Annotated in this window: 17 protein-coding genes; 10 read left to right on the top strand and 7 right to left on the bottom strand. The window is 72.2% G+C overall.

The genetic code is table 11. From position 1 onward, the window contains the following. Positions 1–42 precede the first annotated feature (42 nt). Complete coding sequence (locus tag DEJ06_RS03275) at positions 43–672, bottom strand: TetR/AcrR family transcriptional regulator (protein ID WP_111038413.1); 630 nt, start codon at positions 670–672, stop codon at positions 43–45. 80 nt (positions 673–752) lie between these two features. Between DEJ06_RS03275 and DEJ06_RS03280 the strand changes: the two genes are divergently transcribed. From DEJ06_RS03280 to DEJ06_RS03305, 6 genes are all read left to right on the top strand, one after another. Beyond that, positions 753–1,481 (top strand): ABC transporter ATP-binding protein, encoded by a 729-nt coding sequence (locus tag DEJ06_RS03280; RefSeq protein WP_031260145.1) that lies wholly within the window; start codon positions 753–755, stop codon positions 1,479–1,481. Then, positions 1,478–2,755: an ABC transporter permease gene (locus DEJ06_RS03285; protein ID WP_111038414.1), complete on the top strand. Its 1,278-nt coding sequence runs from the start codon at positions 1,478–1,480 to the stop codon at positions 2,753–2,755. The genes DEJ06_RS03280 and DEJ06_RS03285 overlap by 4 nt, the downstream gene beginning before the upstream one ends. A 27-nt stretch (positions 2,756–2,782) precedes the next feature. Further along, positions 2,783–3,310: a GNAT family N-acetyltransferase gene (locus DEJ06_RS03290; RefSeq protein ID WP_181436704.1), complete on the top strand. Its 528-nt coding sequence runs from the start codon at positions 2,783–2,785 to the stop codon at positions 3,308–3,310. Positions 3,311–3,364: 54 nt separating this feature from the next. Then, complete coding sequence (locus DEJ06_RS03295; protein ID WP_111032176.1) at positions 3,365–4,033, top strand: hypothetical protein; 669 nt, start codon at positions 3,365–3,367, stop codon at positions 4,031–4,033. 282 nt (positions 4,034–4,315) lie between these two features. Beyond that, entirely contained in the window at positions 4,316–5,761 is a 1,446-nt protein-coding gene (locus DEJ06_RS03300; RefSeq protein ID WP_111038416.1) for an NAD(P)/FAD-dependent oxidoreductase, read from the top strand. A 5-nt stretch (positions 5,762–5,766) separates the two neighbouring features. Continuing rightward, positions 5,767–6,210, top strand: a complete 444-nt coding sequence (locus DEJ06_RS03305) for an SRPBCC family protein (RefSeq protein WP_027466826.1) — start codon at positions 5,767–5,769, stop codon at positions 6,208–6,210. A 74-nt stretch (positions 6,211–6,284) separates the two neighbouring features. Here DEJ06_RS03305 and DEJ06_RS03310 read toward each other — a convergent pair whose 3' ends face one another. Further along, entirely contained in the window at positions 6,285–7,103 is an 819-nt protein-coding gene (locus DEJ06_RS03310; RefSeq protein ID WP_111038417.1) for a shikimate 5-dehydrogenase, read from the bottom strand. Positions 7,104–7,198: 95 nt separating this feature from the next. Here DEJ06_RS03310 and DEJ06_RS03315 point away from each other — a divergent pair, with 95 nt between their 5' ends. The 3 genes from DEJ06_RS03315 to DEJ06_RS03325 all read left to right on the top strand — a co-directional run bounded on the left by DEJ06_RS03315 (position 7,199) and on the right by DEJ06_RS03325 (position 9,860). Then, positions 7,199–8,125 carry an NADP-dependent oxidoreductase gene (locus DEJ06_RS03315; protein ID WP_258372380.1) on the top strand — a complete coding sequence of 309 codons (927 nt, stop codon included), beginning with the start codon at positions 7,199–7,201 and terminating at the stop codon, positions 8,123–8,125. Between the two features lie 99 nt (positions 8,126–8,224). Then, positions 8,225–8,419, top strand: a complete 195-nt coding sequence (locus DEJ06_RS03320) for a PspC domain-containing protein (RefSeq protein ID WP_027466823.1) — start codon at positions 8,225–8,227, stop codon at positions 8,417–8,419. A gap of 34 nt (positions 8,420–8,453) precedes the next feature. Next, positions 8,454–9,860, top strand: a complete 1,407-nt coding sequence (locus DEJ06_RS03325) for an L-serine ammonia-lyase (RefSeq protein ID WP_111038418.1) — start codon at positions 8,454–8,456, stop codon at positions 9,858–9,860. 35 nt (positions 9,861–9,895) lie between these two features. Here the strand turns inward: DEJ06_RS03325 and DEJ06_RS03330 are convergent, their stop codons facing one another. From DEJ06_RS03330 to DEJ06_RS03350, 5 genes are read right to left on the bottom strand one after another with little or no spacing between them, the layout of a single operon-like run. Beyond that, entirely contained in the window at positions 9,896–10,732 is an 837-nt protein-coding gene (locus DEJ06_RS03330) for a class II fructose-bisphosphate aldolase (RefSeq protein ID WP_111038419.1), read from the bottom strand. Next, positions 10,729–11,754, bottom strand: coding sequence for a 1-phosphofructokinase family hexose kinase (locus DEJ06_RS03335; RefSeq protein WP_111038420.1), 1,026 nt, complete (start codon positions 11,752–11,754; stop codon positions 10,729–10,731). Before DEJ06_RS03335 ends, DEJ06_RS03330 begins: the two co-directional genes overlap by 4 nt. Further along, entirely contained in the window at positions 11,751–12,869 is a 1,119-nt protein-coding gene (nagA, locus tag DEJ06_RS03340; protein WP_111038421.1) for an N-acetylglucosamine-6-phosphate deacetylase, read from the bottom strand. The genes DEJ06_RS03335 and nagA overlap by 4 nt, the downstream gene beginning before the upstream one ends. Continuing rightward, positions 12,866–13,777, bottom strand: coding sequence for an ROK family protein (locus DEJ06_RS03345; protein ID WP_111038422.1), 912 nt, complete (start codon positions 13,775–13,777; stop codon positions 12,866–12,868). Before DEJ06_RS03345 ends, nagA begins: the two co-directional genes overlap by 4 nt. Beyond that, on the bottom strand, positions 13,777–14,655 hold the full coding sequence (locus DEJ06_RS03350) for an SIS domain-containing protein (RefSeq protein WP_071406232.1): 879 nt from the start codon (positions 14,653–14,655) through the stop codon (positions 13,777–13,779). The genes DEJ06_RS03345 and DEJ06_RS03350 overlap by 1 nt, the downstream gene beginning before the upstream one ends. A 133-nt stretch (positions 14,656–14,788) precedes the next feature. Between DEJ06_RS03350 and DEJ06_RS03355 the strand changes: the two genes are divergently transcribed. After that, entirely contained in the window at positions 14,789–15,577 is a 789-nt protein-coding gene (locus tag DEJ06_RS03355; RefSeq protein WP_027466817.1) for a DeoR/GlpR family DNA-binding transcription regulator, read from the top strand. The last annotated feature ends 99 nt before the right edge of the window (positions 15,578–15,676 follow it).

The raw sequence follows: 15,676 nt of genomic DNA on the forward strand, positions 1-15,676 counted from the left end.
TGCCAGCTGGCACCACGCCTCCCGTCCGTTCGTGGTCGCGTCTCAGGCCGCGGCGATGCGCGCAGCCGTGTCGCGGATCGACGCGACCACCGCCGCCCGGACCTGCTCCGGGTCGGAGCCCTCGTGCCGAGCGGCACTGCGGAGGCCCGTCATGCACATGCCGAGCAGCATCTCCGCCGCCTGCGGGGTCGCCGCCTCCGGCCCCCAGGCCGGGTCGCGTTCGAGGATCGTGCGCACCGCGCCGGTCATCGCCTCGGCGACCGTGGTCATCCGCGCGACCTGCCGACGCATCAGCTGCGGGAACCGCACGATGACGGCCTTGCGCTCGAGCCGCTCGTGCTCGTCGCCGAACGACGACCCGAACACCAGGAACGCCAGGTCCACGACGGCCTGCGCCGCCGGCTCCCCCGCGACGGCGGCCAGGTGCGCCTCGAGGGTGGCGGGTTCGAGGTCGAGCTCGGTGTGCCCGAGGACCGCGTCCTCCTTGCTCTCGAAGTAGTTGAAGAACGTCCGCGGGGAGACGTCGGCCCGTGCTGCGATCTGCTCGATCGTGGTGCCGTCGACGCCCTGCTCGAGGGCCAGGGACCGAGCCGCCTCGGCGATGCGGTTGCGGGTCTCGATGCGCTTGCGGTCACGGAGACCGAGTTCTGACGGCGTCGCGGAGTCGGGCATGGCCCGACTGTAACCGGAACGTCACATGATCTACAGCAAACGCAAACTTGCAGTCGTGCATCGGACACTACGGTGAACCCATGACCACTCCCGTGCTCGAGGCCCGTGACCTCGCCAGGACCTACGGCCGCGGCGCGACGCGGTTCGACGCGCTCAAGGGGGTGTCGCTGGCGGTGCACCAGGGCGAGAGCCTGGCGATCGTCGGTAAGTCCGGCTCCGGCAAGTCGACGCTGATGCACCTGCTCGCACTGCTCGACAAGCCGTCGGCCGGACAGGTGCTGCTCGACGGCACCGACGCGGCGACGCTCGGTGCCCGCCAGGTCAACCGCACCCGGAACAGCACCTTCGGGTTCGTGTTCCAGCAGTTCTTCCTGACGCCGAAGACCTCGGTGCTCGACAACGTCGTGCTCCCGCTCAAGATCGCCGGCGTCTCCGGGGCCGAGCGCAAGCGCCGGGGCATGGCGGCGCTCGACGCCCTCGGGCTGGCCGACAAGGCGAAGAACGACGCCAACGACCTGTCCGGCGGCCAGAAGCAGCGCGTGGTCATCGCCCGGGCGCTGGTCGGTGAGCCGAGCGTGATCTTCGCCGACGAGCCGACCGGCAACCTCGACACGAACACTGGGCAGGTGGTCGAGGACATGCTGTTCGGGCTGCAGCGCGAGCGGGGGATCACGCTCGTCGTGGTCACGCACGACGAAGAGCTCGCCGCGCGCTGCGACCGCAGCGTGAACGTCCGCGACGGCCTGATCGTCGGCGGACCCGACGACGCGGTCGACGCGTCTGCCACGCACGGAAGGCACTCCGCATGAACTTCCTCGACCTCCTGCGCACCGCGGTCTCGAACACCTTCCGCTCGAAGCTGCGCACGACCCTGACCGTCATCGCGATCTTCATCGGCGCCTTCACGATCACGCTCACCTCGGCCATCGGCACGGGCGTCAGCAACTACATCGACAGCCAGGTCTCCTCGATCGGCGACGACGGCACCCTGGTCGTCACGAAGGCCGTGGAATCCACCTCGACCGACAGCGGCCCGGCGAAGTACGACCCCGAGGCCTCCGGTCAGAGCGTCGACCGTGGCCCGGCGTCGTTCTCGTACCTGTCGCAGTCCGACGTCGACGCGATCGAGAAGACGGACGGCATCAAGAACCTCCGTCCGGCGGTCGCGCTCGCACCGAAGTACGCCGAGTACGGCGACCAGGGCAAGTACGTCGTGTCGCTCACCGCCAACGCCGGCGAGCTCGACGCCGACCTGGCGAGCGGCAAGCAGCTCGACGACGAGACCGACGCCAACCAGGTGATGCTGCCGACCGACTACCTGAAGAACATGGGCCTCGGCAGCGCGTCGGCCGCCGTCGGCAAGGAGCTCACGTTCGCCGTCGACGACTACCAGGGCAAGGCGCACACGCTCACCGCCACCGTCGTCGGGGTGCAGAACGAGTCGCTGTTCGGCAGCGGTGCGGGGGCGAACGCCGCGTTGACCGACGCCATGCAGGCCGCGCAGGAGATCGGCAAGCCCGACTCGATCGCGACGTCCTACGCCAGCGCCACCGCGACGCTCGACGCCGACGCCTCCGTCACCACGGTCAAGAAGTCCCTGGCCGACGACGGGTTCCTCGGCCAGACCATCCAGGACCAGCTCGGCCAGTTCCAGACCGTGATCAGCGGCATCGTCGGGGTCCTGAACGCCTTCGCCGTGATCGCACTCGTCGCCGCCGGCTTCGGCATCATCAACACCCTGCTCATGAGCGTGCAGGAGCGCACCCGCGAGATCGGCCTGATGAAGGCGATGGGCATGGGTGGCGGCAAGGTCTACACGCTGTTCTCGCTCGAGGCGGTGTTCATCGGGTTCCTCGGCAGCGCCATCGGTGCCGGGGTCGCGATCCTGCTCGGCACCGGGATCTCGAACGTCCTGGCCGGCACGCTCCTCAAGGACCTGCCGGGGCTGCAGATCATGCAGTTCGCGCCGGGGTCCGTCGCCACGATCATCCTCGTCGTGATGTTCATCGCGTTCCTGGCGGGCACCCTGCCGGCACGACGAGCGGCACGGCAGAACCCGATCGAGGCGCTCCGGTACGAGTGACAGGCAGGGGTGCCTAGTGTCTGGACGGTGACGACGTTCGGACGCGACCTCGGTGACGGCTACACGCTGACGCTGCGCGACCTGACGACGGTCGACCCGGTGCTCGCACTCGTGCACGCCAACACCGATCGTCTGCGGGCCGCTGAGCCCTGGGCCTGGGACCCCCAGACCCGCGAGGCCATCGCCCTGCACACCGAGCGGCTGCTCGGCCAGTTCGCGATGGACCGCGCGCTGCCCTGCGTCATCCGGGCGGACGACCGCATCGTCGGCGTGGCCTCGCTGACGTTCGACCCGTACCTGGGCCAGGCATCGCTCGGCTACTGGGTGGACGCCGGACAGGAGGGCCGTGGTGTCGTCCGGCGGGCCGCCACCGTGCTGATCGGGGTCGCCCGGGCGCGCGGGTCCGCACGGATGGAGATCCGGACGGCGGTCGACAACGCGCGGAGCCGGGGGCTCGCCGAGCGGCTCGGCTTCGTGCACGAGGGCACCCTGCGCGGCGCGCTGCCCCTCGGGCCCGATCGTGTCGACGTCGCGGTGTACGGCCTGCTGCTCTGACGAACGACTCCCTCGTGCAGGCCGACCGACACCGGTCGCCGGTATCGTCGGAGCATGGCCTTGTTCGGACGACGCAACCACGACGTGCGCGATCGACCCATCAGCCAGGTCGAACTGAAGCGGGCGGTCGACGAGGGCTTCCTCATCGCGAAGGCCGCCGTCACCATCGCGGTGGCCAACCGCATCATCACGAACGCCCTGCGTGACCAGGGGTACTTCGACCACGCGCTCATCGCCGAGGCCACTCGCGAGGAACTCCACCGCATGGCCGAGGAAGAGCGGGGCGACGCCGCACGGATGCGCGAGATCCGCTCCACCTCGAGCAAGCAGAAGGGCCGTTCCCGCCACCAGCACGACTACCGGCGGGGCGACGACCTGAAGCTCCGGATGCGCGAGGCCACGTACGAGCAGCTCGCCACCATGCTCGACAAGCGGCGCGACGACCAGCACTTCGTCGACGGCATCGTGCTCGCCGCGCGGGCCCGCGCCTGGGACGACATCGGCACCACCGTCGTCGGACGCCTCGGGTGGGCACAGCGCCCGGCGGACGACTACGAGATCGGCCGCGACGACCGGCTGCAGCAGATGCTCGACGAGGACTTCGCCGAGTTGCTCGCCGAGCACCCCGTCGGATCGACCCCGGTCGACGCCGACGAGCCCGACGACGCCGACGGTGACCAGGACGAGTCGGACCCGGCTGATCCCGACACCTCGCGCACCTGACCGGTACGTGATATACTGGGGCATCTTCGATACGCTCATCGAGTAACGCCCCAGGACCATTCGGCTCGCCGGACTCCTGGGGCGATTGCTGTCTCAGAGGGGTGCGACGAGGGGTGCGACGAGGGGCGCGATGATCGAACGATCGACCCCGACGCAGCAGCGTTCATCGCCGGTGCGCACCGCATCGACGACGTCCTGGCTCGGAAGCGGGTGGCGGTGTCGACAGGCGCCTCGGTGATCTGACCGACACCACACGCAGTCACGAGTCCCTAGGCTCGGTGCATGGTTGATGCGGTGGTCGTCGGAGCGGGACCGAACGGGCTCGCGGCAGCGGTGACGCTCGCACGCGCCGGACTGTCGGTCGAGGTCGTCGAACGGAACGACACGATCGGCGGCGGCGCCCGGACAGCCGAGCTCACCCTGCCCGGCTTCCTGCACGACGTCTGCTCCGCCGTGCACCCGATGGCCCTGCAGTCCGAGTTCTTCCGGCTGTTCCGCATGGAGGAGCGCATCGAGCTCCGCCTGCCCGAGGTGCAGTACGGCCACCCGCTCGACGGCGGCCGCGCCGGCATCGCCTACCAGGACCTCGACCGCACCGCCGCCGAGCTCGGGGTGGACGGGCCGGCCTTCAAGCAGTTGATGGCCCCGCTGGCGGAGAACGCCGACCAGGTCGCCGACTTCGCGACCGACGCGCTGCTGCACGTGCCGCGGCACCCGCTGACGGTCCTGCGCTTCGGCCTGCGGGCGCTCGAACAGGGCACCGCCGCGTGGAACCTGCGCTTCCGCGGTGAGGCCGCCCCGGCGATGGTGTCCGGCGTCGCCGCGCACTCGATCCAGCACCTGCCGTCCCTGTCCACCGCGGCGGCTGCCCTGTCGCTCGGCTCGTACGCGCACGCCCGCGGCTGGCCGGTGCCGATCGGTGGCAGCCAGGCGATCGTCGACGCGCTCGCCGCGGACCTCGTCGCGCACGGCGGCCGCATCGTCACCGGGCAGGAGGTCCGGTCGCTCGGTGACCTCACCCCGGCGAAGGCGGTGCTGTTCGACACCAGCGTGCCGGGCATGCTCCGGATCGCGGGCAAGCAGATCCCGACCCCGAAGCACGGTGCACTGCGGCGCTTCCGGTTCGGCAACGCGGCGGCGAAGGTCGACTTCGCGCTGTCCGACCCGGTGCCGTGGACCAACGAGTCGCTGCGGAAGGCCGGGACCGTGCACATCGGCGGGACCCGCCAGGAGATCGCGGAGGCCGAACGGGCGGTGGCGCACGGGCAGCACGCCGAGCGCCCGTACGTGCTCGGCGCGGAGCCGACCGTGGTGGACCCGACCCGCGCCCCGAAGGGCAAGCACGTCTTCTGGGCCTACGCGCACGTCCCCGCGGGGTCGGACGTCGACCCGACCGAAGCCGTCACCCGCCAGATCGAGCGGTTCGCGCCGGGGTTCCGCGACACGATCCTGTCGTCGAGCTCCCGCACCGCCGTGCAGATGGGCGAGTACAACCCGAACTACGTCGGTGGCGACATCGCCGCCGGTGCCGCGAGCTTCTGGCAGCTCGTCAAGCGCCCCGTCCTGTCCAGCGACCCGTGGCGGATGGGCGGCGGCATGTACCTGTGCTCCGAGTCCTCCGCGCCCGGCCCCGGCGTGCACGGCATGGCCGGGTGGCACGCGGCGAAGAGCGCACTCCGGCACACCTTCGGCCTGCCGGAGGACGTCGACCTCACCCCGGAAGGCTGATCACCATGGCGAAGAACGTCCGCATCCTGCACTGCCGTCCCGAAGCCGTCTTCGACGTGCTCGGCGACGGGTGGCTCTACACGACCTGGGTGGTCGGGGCCTCGCGCATGCGCAAGGAGGAGTCCGGTTGGCCGCAGGTCGGTACCCACCTGCACCACTCGTTCGGCGCGTGGCCGATCGTCATCAACGACGTCACGACGTCGCTGGTGTGGGAGCCGCCGCACCGCATGGTCATCCAGCCGAAGGGCTGGCCCATCGGCGAGGCCCGCGTCGAGCTGACCGTCGAACCGCACCGGCACGGCAGCAAGGTCACGATCACCGAGAACGCGGTGGCCGGACCGGGCTCGTACGTGCCCGACTTCCTCATGCAGCCGCTCATCTGGATCCGCAACCGCGAGACCCTCCGCCGCCTCGAGTGGGTGGCCGTCGGGCGCGCGGCGAACGCCTGAGACGTCTCCACGAACGGACGGGAGGCGCGTGGCGGCGCCGCCACGGCCTCCCGTCCGCCCTGTGGGTGCGTCGACTACTCGGCGCGCGAGAACTCGCTGGCCCGCGCCACCTGGTCGTCGGTCAGGGCGACGCCCGTGTACCGCTCGAACTGACGGGCCGCCTGCAGGGCGATGACCTCGGCCCCGGTGATGACGTGCTTGCCGGCGTCGCGCCCCGCCCGCACGAGCGGGGTCTCCGACGGGAACGCGACCACGTCGAAGACGGTGTGCGCCGCCTCGATCCGTTCCGGCGCGAAGGCGAGTGCGTCCTGCTGGTCGCCGCGCATGCCGAGCGGGGTGACGTTGACGACCAGGTCGGTCTCCCCCGCCTCGCGCTCGTCGGCCACCCAGTCGTACCCGTACTGCGAGGCCAGGGCCGGGCCGGTCTGCTCGTTGCGGGCGACGACCGTCAACCGGTCGAAGCCGGCGCCGCGGAACGCCGCCGTGACGGCCTTGGCCATGCCACCCGAGCCGCGGAGCAGCACCCGCGAAGCCGGGTCGACCTGGTGCGACCCGAGCAGGGCGGCGATCGCCTCGTAGTCGGTGTTCGACGCCGTGAGCACGCCGTCGTCGTTCACGACCGTGTTGACCGACTGGATCGCGGCGGCGGAGTCCTCGATGTGGTCGACCAGCGGGATGATCGCCTCCTTGAAGGGCATCGACACCGAGCAACCGCGGATCCCGAGCGCACGGATGCCGGCGACGGCGCCGGGCAGATCGGTCGTGGTGAATGCCTTGTACAGGAAGTTGAGGCCGAGCTCGTCGTACAGGTAGTTGTGGAACCGGGTGCCGATGTTGCTCGGTCGCGCGGCCAGCGACATGCAGACCTGCATGTCCTTGTTCAGGATGGGCATGCCCCCAGTCTCGCACCCTCTCCCTTTCGCGTCCTCGCAGGGATGGAGCGGTCCACGCAGACCGGGTGCCGCGCGCCGGGGTAGCGTCGGTGCCGATGACTGAGATCCCGGAGACCATGCGCGCTGTCCGCTTCGACGAGTGGGGTGACCGATCGGTCCTGCACGTCGCCGAGGTGCCCGTTCCCGAGGTGACGCCCGGGCGGGTGCTCGTCCGCGTCCGCGCCGCAGGCATCAACCCCGGTGAGTCGGCCATCCGCCAGGGGGCGTTCGGCGGCGACCTGCCGTCCGGGCAGGGCACCGACTTCGCCGGCATCGTGGTGGCCGTCGGGGCCGAGGTCGACGGCGTCGACGAGGGCGAAGAGGTCATCGGCTGGTCGTGGGACCGCGCCAGCCATGCCGAGTACGTCTCCGTGCCGGCCGTCCAGGTCGTCCAGAAGCCACGCCTGCTCGACTGGACCGTGGCGGGTGGCCTCGACGTCATCGCGACCACCGCGGCCGCAGCCGTCCGCGCGGTCGACCCGCGTCCGGGCGAGACCGTCGTCGTGTCCGGCGCCGCCGGCGGGGTCGGCGGCTTCGTCACCCAGCTGCTCGCGAACGAGGGCATCGACGTCATCGCCGTCGCCTCCGAGGCGAACCACGAGTGGCTCCGTTCCAAGCGTGCACGGCCGGTCGCGTACGGCGACGGGCTGCAGGAGCGCATCACCGAACTCGCGACGAACGGCATCGACGCCGTGATCGACACCCACGGTGCCGAGTACGTCCGGCTCGGCATCGCCTTCGGGGTGCCGGTCGACCGCATCGAGACGATCATCGCGTTCGACGAGGCCGCCGAGGTCGGAGCGAAGGCCTCGGGCAGCGCGGACACCGCCGACCCGGAGATCCTCGGGGCGCTCGCACTGGAGGTCGCGAACGGCGCCATCGAGGTGCCGATCGCCGCGACCTACCCGCTCGATCGTGTGCAGGACGCCTTCGAGGAGCTCGAGCAGGGCCACACCCGCGGCAAGATCGTCCTCATCCCCTGACCCCGGGGGCTGCTCAGGGCCGGTCCGGGGGTTTCCCCCACCACTCTCGGGGTGCGTCCCGGATGCGCTCGACCGGCGGGGTTGCGTAGCGTCGTCGGTATGAGCACACTCTCCCGTCCCCGCAACGGTCGTCTGCTGGCCGGCGTCTGCGCCGGTCTCGCCGATCGCTTCAACCTGTCCCGCACCCTGGTCCGGGTGGTCTGGGTCATCCTGAGCTTCTTCCCCGGGCCGCTGTGGATCGCGTACGTCGTGCTGTGGTTCGTGATGCCGCCCGAGGGTGGTCGGCGGCGCTGAGCACCGGTCCGTCCGGACGGGTTAGTGTGGCGGCGTGCCGGTCTCCGTCTTCGATCTGTTCAGCGTCGGTGTCGGCCCCTCGAGCTCGCACACCGTCGGCCCGATGCGGGCCGGTGCCGAGTTCGCCACCCTCGTCCGTGGCCTGCCCGTCGCGTCCGTGGTGGTCGACCTGTACGGGTCCCTCGCGTCGACCGGGCAGGGCCACGGCACGCTCGGTGCCGTCGTCGCCGGGCTCATGGGGTCGCACCCGGAGACCGTCGACCCCGATGCCATGGTCCTCGCGCTCGACGCCCTGGAACGCGACGGTGTCCTGCGGCTCGACGGCGGTGCGAGCGTGCCGTTCCGCCTCGCCGACATCGTCCTGCACCCCCTGACGATGCTGCCCCGGCACCCGAACGCCATGCGGCTGCGCGCCCGTGACGCCTCCGGTGCCGACCTGGCGGACGAGACCTACTACTCGATCGGTGGTGGGTTCATCGCACGGGACGAGGCGGCGGAGCCCGCGGCCGACGCATCCGCTGCCGTCGCCGGTGCCGCGATCCCGGTCGACGACGCCGTGCCGTACCCGTTCTCGAGCGGCGCGGAGCTGCTCGCCGCGTGTGCCGGTTCCGGCCTGCCGATCAGCGGCGTCGCCCTGGCGAACGAGGCCGTCACGCGGACGGACGCCGAGATCCGGTCCGGACTGCTGGGCATCCACGGCGTGATGGAGTCGTGCGTCGACCGATCCGTCCGCCGGGGCGGGTGCCTGCCCGGGGGACTCGACGTCCGCCGTCGTGCCGCCACCTGGCACGAGCAGCTCACCCGCGAGGACCCCGACCACGACCCGCTGTTCGCGATGGAGTGGGTGAACCTCGTCGCCATGGCGGTCAACGAGGAGAACGCCACCGGGGGCCGCGTCGTCACCGCCCCGACGAACGGCGCAGCCGGCATCATCCCCGCGGTCCTGTACTACGCGCTCACCTACGTGCCCACGGTCGCCGCCGCCCCCGCCGCCGAACGGGACGACGCCGTCGTGCGGTTCCTGCTCACCGCCGGCGCGATCGGGTCGATCTACAAGGAACGGGCGTCGATCTCCGGCGCCGAGGTCGGCTGCCAGGGCGAGGTCGGTTCGGCGGCGTCGATGGCGGCTGCGGGACTCGCCGAGGTCCTCGGGGGCACGCCGGAGCAGGTCGAGAACGCCGCCGAGATCGCGATGGAGCACAACCTCGGGCTGACCTGCGACCCGATCGGCGGCCTGGTGCAGATCCCGTGCATCGAGCGGAACGCGATCGCGGCGAACAAGGCGATCAACGCCGCCCGGATGGCCCTGCGCGGCGACGGGGTGCACCACGTGTCGCTCGACCAGGTCGTCGAGACGATGCGGCAGACCGGGGCGGACATGTCGTCGAAGTACAAGGAGACCGCGATGGGCGGGCTCGCGGTGAACGTCCCGCTCTGCTGAGCGCCCGCTCGCGCCCGTTTGCGCCCGCTCGCGCGTCAGGCGTGCAGGAGCGTCAGCAGCCGTGCCGTCTCGGTGGCGATGGCGTCCCGGCCCGCCGACACGTACTTGCGCGGGTCGACGACGTCCGGCCGCTCGTCGAGCACGGTGCGGAGCGCACGGGTGAACAGGCCGTTCAGGTGCGTCGAGATGTTGATCTTCGTCATCCCCGCGTGCACGGCGCCGCGGAGTTCATCGTCGGACAGGCCGGAGGACCCGTGCAGCACGAGCGGCACCGGAACCGCGGCACGGAGGCGCTCGACCAGGTCACGGTCCACCGACGCCTCGCGGGTCTGCATCGCGTGCGAGGTCCCCACCGCGACCGCCAGGGCATCGACCCCGGTGTCGGTCACGAACGCGGCGGCGTCGGTCGGATCGGTGCGGACGCCCGGGGCGTGCACGCCGTCCTTGCCGCCGACCTCGCCGAGCTCGGCCTCGATCGCGACACCCGCGGCGTGACACCGCGCGGCGAGCTCGCGGGTCGCTGCCACGTTGGCGGCGAAGTCCAGGTGCGAACCGTCGTACATGACCGAGTCGACGCCCAGGTCGACGCCGGCCGCCACCAGCTCGGGGTCCTCGATGTGGTCGAGGTGCACGAGGACCTCGACGTCGGCGGCACGTGCGACTGCCTGGGTCGCGGTCGTGATCGGTGCGAGGCCGCCGTGGTAGCGGACGCAGTTCTCGCTGATCTGCAGGATCACCGGCAGACCGGCCAGCTCGGCGCCGGAGACGATCGCCTCGGCGTGCTCGAGCAGCACCACGTTGAACGCACCGACCCCGCGGCGTGCCGTGCGGGCGGTGTCGAGCAGGCCGGTGAGGGCAAGGTCGGTGATCATGCGGGGGTCCTCGTTCGGTCGTGGGCGGGATCGGGCGGTGTGGACAGGAAGCGGTGGACGTCTGCCGGGTCGACCGCGCCGGCCACCGGCTGGAGGACGGCGGCCGCCCCGTGTGCGGCGGCGGACCGCAGGGCTCGGAGCAGGGTGGCGTCGTCGGGGGCCGGGACGCTGCCGTCGGGCGCGGGGAGACCGGCACCGACGAGCACCTCGACGAGGACACCGACGAGCCCGGCGGTGGCGGCGTCACCGGCGCCGGTCGGGTTGCCCGAGACCCCGGGGACCGCCGGCACCTCGAGCACGTGCTCGGCGGTGTGGGCGGCGATGCCGTCGGATCCGCGGGACACGACCACGACCGTCGCACCGAGTCCGAGGAGCCGGAGCGCCCCAGAGCGCTCGTCATCGGTGCCCGTGGCCTCGAGCAGTTCCTCGCGGTTGGGCTTGCAGACCGTCGCACCGGCCGAGGCGGCCGCCAGCAGCGCGGTGCCCGAGCAGTCGACCACCGAGAGCACACCGCGGTGGCGAGCGGCGGTGACCCAGCGGGCGACGACCGCGGGATCGGAGTCGCGGGGCAGCGAGCCCGACACGACCAGGGCGGCTGCGGGCGGGGTACCGGCGGCACCGCCAGTACGGCCGACATCGCCGTCGAGCAGTGTCTCGACCGCGGCGGTGACCGTGTCCCACTCGTCGGGGCTGAGCACGGGTCCGGGCTCGCCGAACATCGTCGGGTGGGCGAGGTCGTCCACCACCGTCACGGTCGTGCGGGTCTCGCCACGGACAGCGACGTCGGTGTGGACGAGCCCGAGGTCGTCGAGGGCGTGGGCGATCCAGCGTCCGCCGTCGCCGCCGAGGGGCAGCACGGCGCGGGTCGGCACGCCGGTGGCGGCGAGGACCCGCCCGACGTTCAGGCCCTTGCCGCCGGGGCGCCGCTGGACCTCGAACACGCGCTGGGTCTCGCCGATGCGCTGCTCGGCGACCCGGTAGGTCACGTCGACGGCCGGGTTCGGGGTGACGACGAGGATCATGCGACCACCGCCGTCGGCAGGGCTCGGACGCTGCCGCGCTCCGGGTCGAGCACGACCAGGTCGGCGGGGGCGCCCACGCTGAGCGGTTCCGGAGCCCCGAGCAGGCGTGCCGCACGCCCCGCGGACGCCGCGACGACCTCGGGCAGGTCGGTCGCGGCGTCGAGCAGGCGGCGGACGGCGTCGGCGACCGTGATCGTGCTGCCCGCCAGCGACGAACCGTCGGCGAGCACGGCGAGCCCGTCGCGGACGGTCACCGCCGATCCGGCCACCGAGTACGTGCCGTCGGGGCAGCCGGTCGCAGCCATGGCGTCGGAGACCAGGACCATCCGGCCCGGAGCACTGCGCTGCACGAGGGTGACCGTCACGGGATCGAGGTGGTGGCCGTCGACGATGCACTCGAGCAGCACGCGGTCGTCGGAGAGCGCGACCCCGACCGGCCCGGGCGCACGGTGGTGCAGCGGGGGCATCCCGTTGAACAGGTGGGTGACGAGCGAGGCTCCGGCGTCGACCGCGCGGCGGGTCTGCTCGGCGGTGGCGTCGGTGTGGCCGATGGCGACGACGACCCCGGCTTCGACGAAACGGGCGACGGCCTCGAGTGCACCCGGGAGCTCCGGCGCGAGCGTGACGATCCGCAGGGCGCCACCCGCGGCGTCGCAGTAGGCGTCGACCTCGGCGGGGTCCGGAGCGTGCAGCAGGTCCACGCGGTGCGCCCCGCGACGGGCGGGCGCGAGCCACGGCCCCTCCAGGTGCAGCCCGGCGAGCGTGCCGTCCGCGACGAGTGGCCGGAGCCGGGTGAGGGCCGCCACGGTGTCCGCGCGCTCGCCCGTGGCGATGGACCCGACCAGGGTGGTCGTGCCCCGTGACCGGTGGTGCCCGGCGGCGACACGGGCATCCTCGGCGGAGCACCCGGCGAAGTCGTGCCCGAGCGCCCCGTGGGCGTGCAGGTCGACGAACCCGGGCACGACCACACCGTCGACGGTGACGGCGGTGTCCGTGCGCATCGGGGACCCGGTACCGGTCGCCAGCACGGTGTCGTCGTCACCGATGACGAGCCAGCCGTCGTGCAGGTCTGCCTGGGCCGTGACGATGCGATGGGCCCGGACGAGGGTGGTCACAGCAGGACCCCGGTCTCGGTCTCGAGCAGCGCGCGTGCGACGATCCCCGCTCCGATGGCGCCGGCTGCGTCGCCGTGCCGGGCGGGGACGACGACGGGGACACGGACGCCCTGCAGGCGCTCCGTGACGGCGTCGCGCAGCGGGTCGAGCAGCAGCGGCCCCGACTCGGCGAGTCCCCCGCCGACGATGATGGTGTGGACCCCGGCGACCGCGGTCGTCCAGGCGAGCGCGTCGGCCAGGACCGCGACGCAGTCGTCCCAGACCGCACGGGCTGCGGGGTCGCCCTGGCGGACCAGGAGCATGGCGGCGTGAGCGGACGGCGCGCCGGAACGACGTGCGACTCCCCCGGCGGACGCGATCTCCTCGACGCGGTGGCCCGCGTGCGGACCGGTCTGGATGCGGACCTGCCCGATCTCCCCCGCCCAGCCACCGCCGGACACGACGACGCCGTCGACCACCAGGGCGCTCGCGAGCCCGGTGCCGACCGGCACGAACGAGACCGACCCCCGCGAGAGCGCCGGGTCACCGGCCCGGACCTCGGCCAGGGCGCCGGCGCGGACGTCGTGGCCGAAGGCGAGCGGCACGTCGATCCCGTGACGCAGGAGCTCGGCACGGACGAGGTCACGCACCGGGACGTCGCGCCACCCGAGGTTGACGGACAGGTCCACGGTGCCGCGGGTCTCGTCGACGACGCCGGGGGTCACCACCCCGATGGCTCCGAGCGGCGCCCGTCGGGTGGCCTGTGCGGCCAGTTCGGCGACGACGGCGGCGAGGCGCTCGGCGCCCGGGTCGTCGCGCGGCGTCGGTACCCGAGTCTCGTCGAGGACGAGTCCGTCGGCCGTCGTCAGCCGGGTCTTGATGCCCGTGCCGCCGACGTCGACCCCGAGCACCGCGCCTGCGCCACCCATCAGGTGAGGATGACCGACCGGGTGAGCGACCGGGGGTTGTCCGGGTCGAGCCCGCGTCCCTCGGCCAGGGCGACGGCGAACCGGTGCACCACGACGAGTCCGGCGATCGGGTCGAGGTCGTGCTGGACGAAGCGGGCGCCGGTCGCGGCGACCTCGTCGGCCAGGCCCTCGGGTGCCGTGCCGAGCGACCAGACGAGCCGGCCGGGCTGGGCGATCGCGATGGGACCGTGCCGGTAGTCCATCGCCGGGTAGGACTCAGCCCAGAACTGCGCGGCCTCACGCGTCTTGAGCGCGGCTTCGAACGTCAGGCCGACTGCGGCCCCACGACCCACGAACGAGACCTGCTCGGCGTCGAGCAGGTCGTCGATCGGCACCGTCAGCGCGGTCTCGGCCTGGGCTGCGAGCGCGTCGACGTCGTCACCGATGGACGCCCGCAGCAGTGCGAGCGTCGTGGTGGCGAAGCGGGTCTGGACGACCGAGCGCTCGTCGGCGAAGGGCAGGGCGACCACCTGGTCGGCGACGGCCGCGGCAGGGCTGTCGGCGACGGCCGTGATCAGGACGGTCCGCTGCGACGGCAGGGCCTGCAGCAGGTCGACGATCTCGGTCGTCGTGCCCGAGCGGCTGATCATGAGCACGCGGTCGTACTCGCGGGACGCGGGGTACTCGGATCCGGCGAAGGCATCGGTCACACCGAGGCCCGCCTGCTCACGGGCGACGGCGTAGCTCATGGCGATGAACCAGCTCGTGCCGCAGCCGATCACGGCCACGCGTTCGCCCGGCTGGGGGAGCGCGTCGGCGAAGGTCGGCAGGAGCGCGGCGGCTGCACGCCAGGTCTCCGGCTGCGAGGCCAGTTCAGCGCTCACGAAGGTGTCGGTCATGGGAGCCTTCCGGGTCCGGATCGATCCGGGTGATCGATGATCAGGAAGCGTAGCGAGCGATCGTGCGCAAGGGAAGGGGAAAACGTCATTTCCGATCACCGGGGGACGGTGGTGACGCCGTAGGATGACCGTCATGACCCCCCAACAGCGGCTGAACGCCCTGCTCGAACTGGTGAGCGAACGCGGCAACGTGTCGATCGCCGAGATCGGGGAGCTGCTCGGGATCTCCGCCGCGACGGCTCGCCGTGACCTCGCGACCCTCGCCGACCAGCGGCTCGTCACGCGCACGCACGGGGGCGCGGCAGCACTCGGGGCCGGGTACGAGCTCCCGCTGCAGTACAAGATCGCCCGGCAGGCCGAGGCGAAGACGGCGATCGCCCGCGCGGCCGCCCGACTGGTGCAGCCGGGGGAGACCGTCGGCCTCAACGGCGGGACGACCACGACCGAGGTCGCGCGTGAACTCGGCAAGAGCGAGCGGTTCATCCGCGCCGACGGCGAGTTCGGCATCACGATCGTGACGAACGCGCTGAACGTCGGGTACGAGCTGTCCGTCCGCGCCAACGTGAAGATCGTGGTCACCGGTGGAGTGGCGCGGCGGCAGTCCTACGAGCTCGTCGGGCCGCTCGTCCGGGACACCCTCGACGAGTTCGCCCTCGACCTCGTGGTGCTCGGCGTCGACGGTCTCACCGGCCAGTACGGCGCGACCACCATGCACGAGGGCGAGGCCGAGGTCAGCCGCCACTTCGCCTCGGTCGGACGACGCGTCGTCGTGGTCGCCGACTCGACCAAGATCGAACGGTCGACCTTCGCCCGGATCTGCCCGCTCGACCGCATCGACGTCCTGGTCACCGACCAGCCGGTGCCGGCCTCGTTCGCCGCTGACCTGGCCAGCGCCGGCGTGGAGCTCGTCGTCGCCGACTGAGCACCCCCTGCGGCCGCCCCGGAGCGGTCCGGACGTTTCGATCGTGTAAAACCCTCCCCGGCACGGATGCGTGAGCGATCCGTGAGCGCCTATTGTGCA

Origin of the sequence: Curtobacterium sp. MCLR17_051 (assembly GCF_003234395.1) — a bacterium.
In the GTDB taxonomy this organism is placed as follows: Bacteria; Actinomycetota; Actinomycetes; order Actinomycetales; family Microbacteriaceae; genus Curtobacterium; species Curtobacterium flaccumfaciens.

What these genes read in the sequence shown, in the direction of transcription:
- DEJ06_RS03275 (WP_111038413.1), bottom strand. Translation starts at nt 672, where the DNA reads ATGCCCGACTCCGCGACGCCGTCAGAACTCGGTCTCCGTGACCGCAAG.
- DEJ06_RS03280 (WP_031260145.1), top strand. Translation starts at nt 753, where the DNA reads ATGACCACTCCCGTGCTCGAGGCCCGTGACCTCGCCAGGACCTACGGC.
- DEJ06_RS03285 (WP_111038414.1), top strand. Translation starts at nt 1,478, where the DNA reads ATGAACTTCCTCGACCTCCTGCGCACCGCGGTCTCGAACACCTTCCGC.
- DEJ06_RS03295 (WP_111032176.1), top strand. Translation starts at nt 3,365, where the DNA reads ATGGCCTTGTTCGGACGACGCAACCACGACGTGCGCGATCGACCCATC.
- DEJ06_RS03300 (WP_111038416.1), top strand. Translation starts at nt 4,316, where the DNA reads ATGGTTGATGCGGTGGTCGTCGGAGCGGGACCGAACGGGCTCGCGGCA.
- DEJ06_RS03305 (WP_027466826.1), top strand. Translation starts at nt 5,767, where the DNA reads ATGGCGAAGAACGTCCGCATCCTGCACTGCCGTCCCGAAGCCGTCTTC.
- DEJ06_RS03310 (WP_111038417.1), bottom strand. Translation starts at nt 7,103, where the DNA reads ATGCCCATCCTGAACAAGGACATGCAGGTCTGCATGTCGCTGGCCGCG.
- DEJ06_RS03315 (WP_258372380.1), top strand. Translation starts at nt 7,199, where the DNA reads ATGACTGAGATCCCGGAGACCATGCGCGCTGTCCGCTTCGACGAGTGG.
- DEJ06_RS03320 (WP_027466823.1), top strand. Translation starts at nt 8,225, where the DNA reads ATGAGCACACTCTCCCGTCCCCGCAACGGTCGTCTGCTGGCCGGCGTC.
- DEJ06_RS03330 (WP_111038419.1), bottom strand. Translation starts at nt 10,732, where the DNA reads ATGATCACCGACCTTGCCCTCACCGGCCTGCTCGACACCGCCCGCACG.
- DEJ06_RS03335 (WP_111038420.1), bottom strand. Translation starts at nt 11,754, where the DNA reads ATGATCCTCGTCGTCACCCCGAACCCGGCCGTCGACGTGACCTACCGG.
- DEJ06_RS03345 (WP_111038422.1), bottom strand. Translation starts at nt 13,777, where the DNA reads ATGGGTGGCGCAGGCGCGGTGCTCGGGGTCGACGTCGGCGGCACGGGC.
- DEJ06_RS03350 (WP_071406232.1), bottom strand. Translation starts at nt 14,655, where the DNA reads ATGACCGACACCTTCGTGAGCGCTGAACTGGCCTCGCAGCCGGAGACC.
- DEJ06_RS03355 (WP_027466817.1), top strand. Translation starts at nt 14,789, where the DNA reads ATGACCCCCCAACAGCGGCTGAACGCCCTGCTCGAACTGGTGAGCGAA.